Source organism: Brevundimonas denitrificans (assembly GCF_030160755.1).
In the GTDB taxonomy this organism is placed as follows: Bacteria; Pseudomonadota; Alphaproteobacteria; order Caulobacterales; family Caulobacteraceae; genus Brevundimonas; species Brevundimonas denitrificans.
Genome location: NZ_BSOY01000110.1, coordinates 1 through 4,901 on the forward strand (window position 1 = coordinate 1; position 4,901 = coordinate 4,901).

Sequence of the window (4,901 nt, forward strand, 5' to 3'; positions counted from 1 at the left end):
AGCCTCCGCGCCGGGCCAGCAGTCGCCGCGCCCGGGCCACGGCGCCCGCATCCGCCGCCGCGCCGGTCATGCGGGCAGCTCGCAGGCGGGCGCTTCGAGAAGCTGGTTCACGCAAAACTCCAGCCGGTCGAGCAGGGCGTCGACCGACGGATGATCGCGCCCGTCCTCAGCCCAGCGGCAGGCAGCCGCCGCCGTCGCCCGGTTCAGGCCGAAGGCGTGGGCCACCCGGTCCAGCGGCCAGCCGAAGGTCACATAGGCGGTGTAGAGGGCCAGCCACCGCGCCCGGCAGGCCCGTCCCTTCAGCCGCACCGACGCGGTCATCTTCTCCACGCTGATCCCGGTCGCCGCCGCGACCAGCTGCAACGCCAGCCCCGCGCGGATACGGTCCGCGTCCGTGACAGGCACGCGATAGCTATCGATCATCTGAAACTCCCGTCATCCCGTGGCGCCGGTCATTGAGTCTCGCCGGCGCTGATGACGGAATATAATCCTAATTATGCACTTTACATACCGGACAAGCTTTGCAATAAAGGCTCATGGCCCACGCAACGCTTTCAGACCCCATCTTTCACGACGCCGACGCGGCCCGTGCGCACTTTGAAAAGCTGCGCTGGCCCGAGGGTCGGACCTGCCCGCATTGCGGCGTGGTTGGTGACGACCGCTCCACCCTGCTCAAGGGCAAGAGCACACGCCCCGGCCTCTACAAGTGCAAGGAATGCATGGAGCCGTTCACGGCAACCATCGGCACCGTCTATGAGGACTCCAAGGTTCCCCTGAACAAGTGGCTGCTGGCGACGCATCTCATGTGCGCCTCGAAGAAGGGTATCAGCGCCCTCCAGCTTCAACGCGAACTGGCCCTCGGCTCCTACCGCACGGCTTGGTTCATGGCGCACCGCATCCGCGAGGCGATGATCGACACCAGCGACACCCCGCTAGGTGGCGAGGGCAAGGTCGTGGAGGCCGACGAAACCTATTTCGGCAAGCCTGCAATCACGCCTGTCAGGCGCGCCGATGGCCGTCCGTTCCTGAAGCAAAAGAAGGGACGCAACAGCCGCCCGGTCGTTGCTCTGGTCGAGCGCGGTGGCAGGGCCAAGGTCTTTCACGTCGCCGTGGCCGACAAAAAGACCGTGTCCAAAATGGTTCGCGACAACGTGCATCCGGCGACCCGTTTGCACACCGACGAAAGCCGCCTCTACACGGGCTCCGCTGACGTGTTCGCCTCGCATGAGACGGTGAAGCATTCCGCTGGCGAATACGCCCGTGGCGACGTGAATACGAACAGCGCGGAAGGCTTCTTCGGCGTGTTCAAGAAGGGCATGAAGGGCGTGTATCAGCACTGCTCTGAGAAGCACCTGAACCGCTACGTCACCGAGTTCGGCTTCCGCCACAACACCCGCGCCGCTCTCGGCTACAACGATGGCCAGCGCACCGACGAAGCCCTCAAGGGCACGGTCGGTAAGCGCCTGACCTATCGGCGGGCTGACGAAGCCCACGTTTAAGTTTCAGGCCGCTCGCCTCGCGCGCTGGCGCAAAAAGAACAAGCGCAGAACATTTCCTGTGGGCGAGTGATCGCTAACGGACTCTCAGAACGCGAATCTGTCAGAATGGGAAACGGCGGGCGCTTCCAACACCCGCCGTTTCAACAACTGCCGTCGCGCGGCAGCCGGTCTCTCAACGGGTCGAATCTCTCTCGATTTGCCCCGGTCGGTCAAGCGCCACGGCTCTCATGGAGCCTTGAATGGCCACGTACTGGTTTACTTTTCGCATCGCCGACATCGGCGACCACGGCGCTCGCTATGACCGCCTTCACAAAGCCGCCCACGCGATGTCGGAGGGCGGTAAGTGGTGGGTAGAATCCACCTCGTTCTATGTCTTCGACAGCCAGCTAAACATCGACGATGTGGCGGCGGGGGTTAAAGCCGCCATCGACCCTGACCATGACCTCGCGCTGGTTGGCATGACTGACGTCAAGTCGGCCAGAGCGGTCGGGGCCGTTCAGGACTCCGACCTGTTCGGACTGATCCCGTTCGCCAAGCGGGCATAGTCAACAGCGATGGGGATGCGAAGGATACGGGCGAAGGCGAACGCCACCGCGATCCGAAAGAACCGCATCCTCATTTCGTCACCTTCGGCGCGGGCTTCGGCTCGCGCCCCCTCTTCGGCTTGTGCGGTTGCGGCGGGGTCGCCAGCATCCGCTTCACCACTTCATCGCGGCGTTCAGCCGTGGGATCGGGACATTCAGCCTTGTCATCCATCGCTCATCCTCAACTGCCCTCGAACAATATTCTCATCGCCGTGGGGGCCTGCACCATCCACTGGTCTATCCTGGAAAACTGCATCGACCTCATGGTCGCTGTAACCTTCCATCGCTTTGGCGGAAACGAGGTCCGGAAGGACCTGCCCCGCATGTTCAGCGTGAAAACCGAGTACCTTAAGAAGGTCTTTCGGGTCAGTCCTCGGCTAGCGCTGCTCCGGGATGCCGCAATCGACGGCATCGAAAAGGCCGAGGCGCTTTCTAAGCGCCGCCACCTTCTTACCCACGGCTCTCCTCGCGAGTATGGCCCGGATTGGATGGCTTACACGTGGCTCAAGGTGACGCCGACGATGCATATGCTTGAGCAGCACACCATCACCCTAGACGAGGTCCGCGAAATCGCGACCGAGGCCATCAACATCAGCCTCCCATTGGCAAACATCGCGGAACGCCTCGCTATGTCGCTGGACGGCGGCGCTAAAAGCTAACACCTCGGCGAGTAGGCGCGAAGTCTCTGCGGGGTCGGATACCGGCCTGTCGGCAATCGAGTTTTCCATACGTCATTATTGGACGTATCCCCGAATTTGTCAGGTACGCTTAGTGCATAGATAGGAATATAATCCTATACACACGTCGAAAACGGACGCATCGACGAAGCCTCGCCCGCTGTCTGAAAAATGGGCCCGCTTGACTCAGGACTCTCGACGCCGATTCGCAAATCAGCCTACGATTCGTCTCAATGGGGTGGCGTTAACCTTTCTTAAGTTTTTACTCGGTTAACTCTCGAACAAGGTTACCCGGCATTCGATGTCGGGAATTACTGTCAAGCTTTGCCTGGAGGGGCATGAATGCGCGTCCTGCTTATCGAAGATGATCATGCGACCGCGCAGAGCATCGAACTCATGCTCAAGTCGGAAGGCTTCAATGTCTACACGACGGACCTCGGCGAGGAAGGCATCGATCTCGGCAAGATCTATGACTACGACCTGATCCTGCTCGACCTGAACTTGCCCGACATGAACGGGCTCGAGGTTCTGCGTCAGCTGCGCGTCGGCAAGGTCAATACGCCGGTGATGATCCTCTCGGGCTCCTCGGAGATCGAGACCAAGGTCAAGACCTTCGGCGGCGGCGCCGACGACTATATGACCAAGCCCTTCCACAAGGACGAGCTGATCGCGCGCACCCACGCCGTGGTCCGTCGCTCCAAGGGGCACGCCCAGGCCATCATCCACACCGGCGAGATCGCCGTGAACCTGGACGGCAAGACGGTCGAGGTGAACGGTCACCGCGTCCATCTGACGGGCAAGGAATACCAGATGCTGGAGCTGCTCTCGCTCCGCAAGGGCACCACCCTGACCAAGGAAATGTTCCTCAACCACCTCTATGGCGGCATGGACGAGCCCGAGCTGAAGATCATCGACGTCTTCATCTGCAAGCTGCGCAAGAAGCTGGCCACGGCCGCCGGCGGCAAACACTATATCGAGACCGTCTGGGGCCGCGGCTATGTGTTGCGCGACCCGTCGGAAAGTTCCGCCCCCGCACCGGTCAGCGTCGCCGCCTGATCCCCTCGGGTTTACGGCGCTGAAATCAGAACGCCCGCCGGAGCAATCCGACGGGCGTTTTGCTGTCAGACGGCCACGATCAGATCGTAGTGCGCCGCCAGCGCCCCGGTCTCGGACCCGGTTCCGGGCGTGTAGGGACGAATGAGGCCTTCGCGTTCGTCGGACGTGACCTGTTGCAACAGGATGTCGGCTTCGTTCTGCGGTGCCCCGGCGACATACAACTGGGTGGTCAGGCGTCTGACCCCGCGCGTCGAGACGGCGGCGTGAATGTGCGGCGCCCGCCAGATCTGCTCGCCGTCGATGATCGCTGCATAGGACACCGGCTTGATCGTGCGGAAGTGGAAGGCGCCCCGGGCGTCGGTGATCGCCTTGCCATAGCCCTGGAAGCCGGCGTCGCGGGACCGGTCGGTGTTGGGGTCGTCACGGTGGAGGTAGCGCCCGGTGTGGTCGCACTGCCAGATCTCGATGAGGGCGCCGGCGCGGGGGGCGCCGAACTGATCCCATACGGTGCCGGTCACGTGGGTGACCTGACCCATGGCCTGCGCGTCGACGCCGGTCACGCGAACGAGGTCTGAGTCCTGGTCGGCCGGCATGTCGTCGTAGGGGTAGAAGGGGCCTTCCATCTGGAACGCCGTAGGGCGAGCCGGCTCCTGCGCCCGCAGGATGGCGGGGGCCGCAAACCCGACAAGCCCGACACCCAGCCCGCCGATCAGCCTGCGCCTGTGCAATTGGTCCATCATCCGTCCTCCCCGCCAAACGTCGTTCGTCGAGAGTGACTTCGCGGTCATCGTATGTCGAGCGCCCTGTTCGCCCGCGCAAGCAATACGCCCGCCGGATCGCTCCGGCGGGCGCTTCTGTCTTCGCGTTAGTTCAAGCCTCAGCCCTGGGCTGCGTAGCCCTTGCCGCCGTTGGACGGCTTCCGGCGGCGCGGGCGGCGCTTGATTTCGCCGTCGGGCTTGGCCGAGGCCGTGGCCGGGGCGCTGGTGTGGCGCGGGTCGTTGTTGCTGGTGCGCGGACGCTCGCGGGCCAGAGGGTCGAAGGCGCGCTCCGGGATCGGGCGGGCGTCGCGGCCGGGGCCGGCCTTG

Annotated in this window: 7 protein-coding genes and 1 pseudogene; 4 read left to right on the top strand and 4 right to left on the bottom strand. The window is 63.3% G+C overall.

The genetic code is table 11. The features are described 5' to 3' along the window. Positions 1-66 precede the first annotated feature (66 nt). Positions 67-423 carry a chromosomal replication initiator DnaA gene (locus QQJ79_RS14765; protein WP_284223688.1) on the bottom strand — a complete coding sequence of 119 codons (357 nt, stop codon included), beginning with the start codon at positions 421-423 and terminating at the stop codon, positions 67-69. A 113-nt stretch (positions 424-536) separates the two neighbouring features. On the opposite strand from QQJ79_RS14765, the gene QQJ79_RS14770 reads away from it, so the two are divergent. After that, the gene (locus QQJ79_RS14770) at positions 537-1,499 is read left to right on the top strand and encodes an IS1595 family transposase (RefSeq protein ID WP_284223689.1); all 963 of its coding nucleotides are present in this window, start codon (positions 537-539) and stop codon (positions 1,497-1,499) included. Between the two features lie 239 nt (positions 1,500-1,738). After that, positions 1,739-2,044 carry a hypothetical protein gene (locus QQJ79_RS14775; protein WP_284223690.1) on the top strand — a complete coding sequence of 102 codons (306 nt, stop codon included), beginning with the start codon at positions 1,739-1,741 and terminating at the stop codon, positions 2,042-2,044. Positions 2,045-2,114: 70 nt separating this feature from the next. On the opposite strand, the gene QQJ79_RS14780 is transcribed toward QQJ79_RS14775, so the two are convergent. Further along, positions 2,115-2,255, bottom strand: a complete 141-nt coding sequence (locus QQJ79_RS14780) for a hypothetical protein (protein WP_284223691.1) — start codon at positions 2,253-2,255, stop codon at positions 2,115-2,117. On the opposite strand from QQJ79_RS14780, the gene QQJ79_RS14785 reads away from it, so the two are divergent. Both QQJ79_RS14785 and ctrA read left to right on the top strand, forming a co-directional pair. Continuing rightward, positions 2,245-2,742 carry a hypothetical protein gene (locus QQJ79_RS14785; RefSeq protein ID WP_284223693.1) on the top strand — a complete coding sequence of 166 codons (498 nt, stop codon included), beginning with the start codon at positions 2,245-2,247 and terminating at the stop codon, positions 2,740-2,742. The two genes, QQJ79_RS14780 and QQJ79_RS14785, sit on opposite strands and share 11 nt — an antisense overlap. Positions 2,743-3,102: 360 nt before the next feature. After that, the gene (gene ctrA / locus QQJ79_RS14790; RefSeq protein ID WP_284223694.1) at positions 3,103-3,816 is read left to right on the top strand and encodes a response regulator transcription factor CtrA; all 714 of its coding nucleotides are present in this window, start codon (positions 3,103-3,105) and stop codon (positions 3,814-3,816) included. Between the two features lie 65 nt (positions 3,817-3,881). On the opposite strand, the gene QQJ79_RS14795 is transcribed toward ctrA, so the two are convergent. After that, entirely contained in the window at positions 3,882-4,553 is a 672-nt protein-coding gene (locus QQJ79_RS14795) for a dioxygenase family protein (protein WP_284223695.1), read from the bottom strand. Positions 4,554-4,693: 140 nt separating this feature from the next. Then, positions 4,694-4,901: pseudogene (locus QQJ79_RS14800) on the bottom strand (hypothetical protein); the annotation flags it as partial.

Coding starts and splice junctions, on each gene's coding strand:
- QQJ79_RS14770 (WP_284223689.1), top strand. CDS start 537: ATGGCCCACGCAACGCTTTCAGACCCCATCTTTCACGACGCCGACGCG.
- QQJ79_RS14780 (WP_284223691.1), bottom strand. CDS start 2,255: ATGGATGACAAGGCTGAATGTCCCGATCCCACGGCTGAACGCCGCGAT.
- ctrA (WP_284223694.1), top strand. CDS start 3,103: ATGCGCGTCCTGCTTATCGAAGATGATCATGCGACCGCGCAGAGCATC.
- QQJ79_RS14775 (WP_284223690.1), top strand. CDS start 1,739: ATGGCCACGTACTGGTTTACTTTTCGCATCGCCGACATCGGCGACCAC.
- QQJ79_RS14765 (WP_284223688.1), bottom strand. CDS start 423: ATGATCGATAGCTATCGCGTGCCTGTCACGGACGCGGACCGTATCCGC.
- QQJ79_RS14795 (WP_284223695.1), bottom strand. CDS start 4,553: ATGGACCAATTGCACAGGCGCAGGCTGATCGGCGGGCTGGGTGTCGGG.